Source organism: Propionivibrio pelophilus DSM 12018, assembly GCF_059569095.1.
On sequence record NZ_JCANUT010000104.1, the window covers coordinates 1 to 4,208 of the forward strand.

General features: G+C 63.1%; 5 protein-coding genes. All 5 read right to left on the bottom strand.

Annotation, left to right across the window (positions count from 1 at the left end; translation table 11 throughout):
* Positions 1-141: 141 nt before the first annotated feature.
* Positions 142-1,398, bottom strand: coding sequence for an RsmB/NOP family class I SAM-dependent RNA methyltransferase (locus tag BO74_RS20600; RefSeq protein WP_496445197.1), 1,257 nt, complete (start codon positions 1,396-1,398; stop codon positions 142-144).
* Positions 1,399-1,404: 6 nt separating this feature from the next.
* Positions 1,405-2,451 carry a DUF3108 domain-containing protein gene (locus BO74_RS20605; protein WP_496445199.1) on the bottom strand — a complete coding sequence of 349 codons (1,047 nt, stop codon included), beginning with the start codon at positions 2,449-2,451 and terminating at the stop codon, positions 1,405-1,407.
* Positions 2,452-2,468: 17 nt separating this feature from the next.
* The gene (gene purN, locus BO74_RS20610) at positions 2,469-3,125 is read right to left on the bottom strand and encodes a phosphoribosylglycinamide formyltransferase (protein ID WP_496445201.1); all 657 of its coding nucleotides are present in this window, start codon (positions 3,123-3,125) and stop codon (positions 2,469-2,471) included.
* A gap of 17 nt (positions 3,126-3,142) precedes the next feature.
* A complete protein-coding gene (locus tag BO74_RS20615; protein WP_496445203.1) occupies positions 3,143-3,856 on the bottom strand; it encodes a hypothetical protein in 714 nt (237 codons plus the stop codon).
* Between the two features lie 49 nt (positions 3,857-3,905).
* Positions 3,906-4,208: TRAP transporter large permease subunit (locus BO74_RS20620; RefSeq protein ID WP_496445205.1), on the bottom strand; the 303-nt coding region annotated here is incomplete at its 5' end.

A 4,208-nucleotide genomic window follows, 5' to 3' on the forward strand; every position in this document is an offset into this window, starting at 1 on the left:
GTTCCTCGTCTCTCATGACCTCAACTTCTCGAACCGCCCGGTGCGGACCCGCATGCCGGGTGGTGTGGCAGGGGCGCAGCCTATGAGGGCTGCCCCCTATGCCGATCTGCGTCCGCTTGTGCAGCGGAACGCTCGCCCCGCTCACCGCCGTTCCATCACCGCGGCAAAGAATCCGTCCGTACCATGCTTGTGTGGCAACAGGCGCAGCCGTTCGTCCGCTTCGATCTCGATGCCTTGTCGACGCAGGATTTCACCCGCGTGGAGCACAGAAAACTCCGGATGATTCGCCAGAAAACCGGCCACCACCGTGTCGTTCTCGCAGTCGAGAAGGCTACAGGTCGCATAGACGAGTCGCCCGCCCGGTTTCACCAGCGATGCCGCGGCGGCGAGAATCGACGATTGCTTGGCGGTCAGTTCGGCGACGCTCTCCGGCGTTTGCCGCCACTTGAGATCAGGGTTGCGGCGCAGCGTGCCGAGACCGGAGCATGGCGCATCCACCAGCACCCGATCGAGCTTGCCGGCCAGGCGCTTGATGCGCTGGTCGTGTTCGGAATCAATGCGTACCGGATGAACGTTGGACAGCCCTGAACGCGCCAGGCGTGGCTTGAGCTTGGCCAGCCGCTTTTCCGCCACGTCGAACGCGTACAGGCGGCCTTGCGAACGCATCAGCGCACCGAGCATCAGTGTCTTTCCACCGGCACCCGCGCAGAAGTCGGCGACCATCTCGCCGCGCTTCGGCTGCATCAGGAAACCGAGCAACTGGCTGCCTTCGTCCTGGACTTCGATGCTGCCGTCGACGAACAGCGGATGACGCGCCAGCGCGGGTTTCCCGGCCAATCGGACACCCACAGGCGAATACGGGCAGGCCTCGGCGGACAATCCGTCTGCGCGCAGACGCTCAAGCACCGCGTCGCGTTCCGCTTTCAATGCATTCACACGCAGATCGAGGGGCGCAGGCTGGTTCAAGGCTCTCGCCAGAACGTCCAGATCCTCCGGCGCAAACTGCTGCGCGAGCTGTTCATACAGCCAGTCCGGAAGGTCGAGACGCACCGCTGGCGGCACTTCTTCCAGCCGGACGGCCTTGGCCTCCGCCAGCCACTTCTTTTCCGTGTCATTGAGCACGTCGTCCAATTCCCGCCGGTTCAGCCCCTGCAGGCAGGCAAGGTTTGCCAGGATCAGCCGCCGCGACGACACCTGATCGAGGCAACGCGCTGACAGCGAGCGCTTGTGACGCAGCACGGCATAGACGGTCTCGGCGATGAAGCCGCGGTCCTTGTGGCCGAGTTCGCGGTGCTGGCGAAAGTAATGCGAAACGACGGAATCGGCGGCAAACGGCGAACGCAGCAGTTCGGCGAGGAGCGATTCAGCGTGTTTGAGTTGGGCGGGAGAGAAGCGCATACGGTGTCAGGGTCCTGTTAGGATTTCGGTGGCCACCTGCACCAGGCTGCCTCCGTCGGAATCAAGGTGGCGAATTTTAACCGGGAGTTTCCGGTAATCGTAAGCGAGCCAGAATTCGGTGACATTATCGCCGGGCGCACGCACATGCAGGGTGCGCAGAACGCCGAGCGGCACCTCGATTTCCTCTTCTCCCAGCACCTCCAGGCGATAGGTGCTGTATTTCTTTCCGGTCGCAACGGGCAGCGAAGCATGCCCGCCCATTGGCAATTCGAGGAAGCCGAGCTGGTAATACAGCGAAAGCAGATCCTGCGCGCCGGGATCGAGAACCTGATCGCCACGGTTGCCGACCTTGATCCGCATCGTTTCCCAGTCGAACAGCGCCCGCTCGCGCGGCTTGCGCGTATCGCGCCGGATGGCGAAGACCTCGGGCTGCAACCCCGCCTCGGAATAGCGCCCCACGCTTTCCATCTCAATGAACACGGTGCGCAACAGACGCACCAACCCCGTCGTTTCAATCACCGAACGCAAGCGATAGCGCCCGTCGGCGAACTCCCATTCCTGATAAGCCCGTCCGATCCCGAAACCCGAGTCACCGCGATCGACACGAAAACGGATGACGCCTTGAGCAGGCAGGCGGGGTTCGGTCGGGGCTGCGGCAGGCGCCCCCTGCGCAGTTTCACCTACGTGCGGATAATCCTGCGCCGCAGCCACCGCCTCTGACCCGGCCACTTCGGCGATCTCATCGACACGCGTGTCCGCAGTGTGTGCCGGGACCTCCGACTTTTCCTTGATGGACGACGACGGAGGACGAACGGCACGTGGCTCGGGCATTTTCCGCGCAACCTTCCTGGAGGCATCAGCCTTGCGTGCCTGCTGTTCCGCGACGCGCCGCACGGTCTCGGCGGCTCTCGGCTCGGGTAACGGCGGAGCACGCAGCTCGGCCACGATCGGCAGCGGCGCCGGCTCGTCCGGCAGCTCTAGGGCCGGGCCGAACAACACGGCAAGATGCAGCCCCAGCGAGATAAACAGGGTGACGAGCAGCGCACGCGACATCACCCTCACCCGTCCGGTCAGTCGCTCTCCGACAGCATCGGCGAAATCACGGCGGCCTCGCCTGTCTGCTGCCCGGCCACTTCGACACGCCCGTCGAGCAAGCGCAAACGGCCTTCGACGAACCAGCGGACAGCCCGTGGGTAGATCAGGTGTTCCTGCGCGAGAACCCGCGCAGCCAGCGACGCTTCATCGTCGCCATTGAGGACCGGCACGGCGGCCTGAATGATGACCGGCCCGTGATCGAGCGTCGGCGTGACGAAATGCACCGTGCAACCGTGAATGCGCACACCATCTTCCAGCGCGTGCCGGTGCGTGTGCAAGCCGGGGAAAGCAGGCAGAAGCGACGGATGGATATTCATCATCCGCCCGGCGTAGCGTTCGACGAAACCGTTGCTCAGGATGCGCATGAAGCCGGCAAGAACAACCAGGTCGGGGGAAAACGCGTCGATCACTTCGGCCATGGCAGCGTCGAACGAGGTGCGGTCGGGATAAAGCGTATGGTCAATGACGCGCGTCGGAATACCCGCGACAGCGGCTGTTTTCAGGCCGGCAGCATCAGGCCGGTTGGAGAGCACCGCGGCGACGCGCACGGGCAGCGAGCCATCTGCTGTAGCTGCCAGCAGCGACTGCATGTTGCTGCCACGGCCGGAAATGAGGATAACGATGGACTTCATTCTGGATTTCATCAGGCTCAAAGCGACCCGACGGGAAGAAAGACCGCCGTCGCAATGCTCTGGGTCAGGCGCGTGATCGATCGACCATGCTTGTCGGCAACGACCTTGGCCAGAAAATCCAGCAGGCCGATGATGCGTCCGAATTCGCGCTCAAAACTCAGATTCGGGTTATTCGTATCCAGCTCGTTGGACACGAGCAGGAGGCCGCCGTCGACATTCCGCGTCGAGGACATCTTCCAGACGGCGATTTCGATGTTGCGGGCGCAATTGTAGAGCTTTTGCTCGTCGAGGTTGTCGAGCACGTAGAAATCGTTCTTGTGCTCGAACGCGGCATCGACCATCCCGATCAGGCCGGCCATGACAGCCAGGATCCGGTCACCCTGATACACGGCACTGAAAGCGAACAGCGCCGCATCGCCCTCGCGCCGCCCGCCAAGCTCGGGAAAATCGAGCCGGCCGGAGAACAGGCGATCGACAGCCGTATCGACGTTCAACCGACCGAATTTCTTCCATTCCCACGGATTGCGCTGGTATAGCTTGCGGGTCAGCCGGCGCAGGCCGGCCATCACCTCGGCACGGCTCGCGTCGATGACGCGGTCGATTTCCGTTTTCGCCAGATAGCGCGGATCAAACCGCGGTTCCTGTGCACGTCCCGAACGAAACTCGGTCGCACAGCCACCGATCGCCAGGAAGGCCAAGAACAACAACAGAGGAGCCGATGTCAGTCGCATCGACGCATGATAGCGCAGGATGCCGGCAGCCCCCCCGAAACATTGAAACTCAGAAACCTCCCAGCCACTTGCCTGGCACGATGACGAGCGCCGGGAAGAGGATCAGCAGGGTCAGGATGACGAGGTGCGACAGCAGGAACGGTGCGACCCCCTTGATGACCTGCGTCATGTTGCTCTTGGTGGCGCCGGCGACGACGTTGAGCACAGTGCCGACCGGCGGGGTAATGAGGCCGATCGAGCCGCAGACGACGAAGATCACACCGAAGTAGACTTCGTTGATCCCGGCCTCCTTGGCCACCGGCAGCAGCACCGGGGTGAGGATCAGGATGATCGGCGAGAGGTCCATCACGCA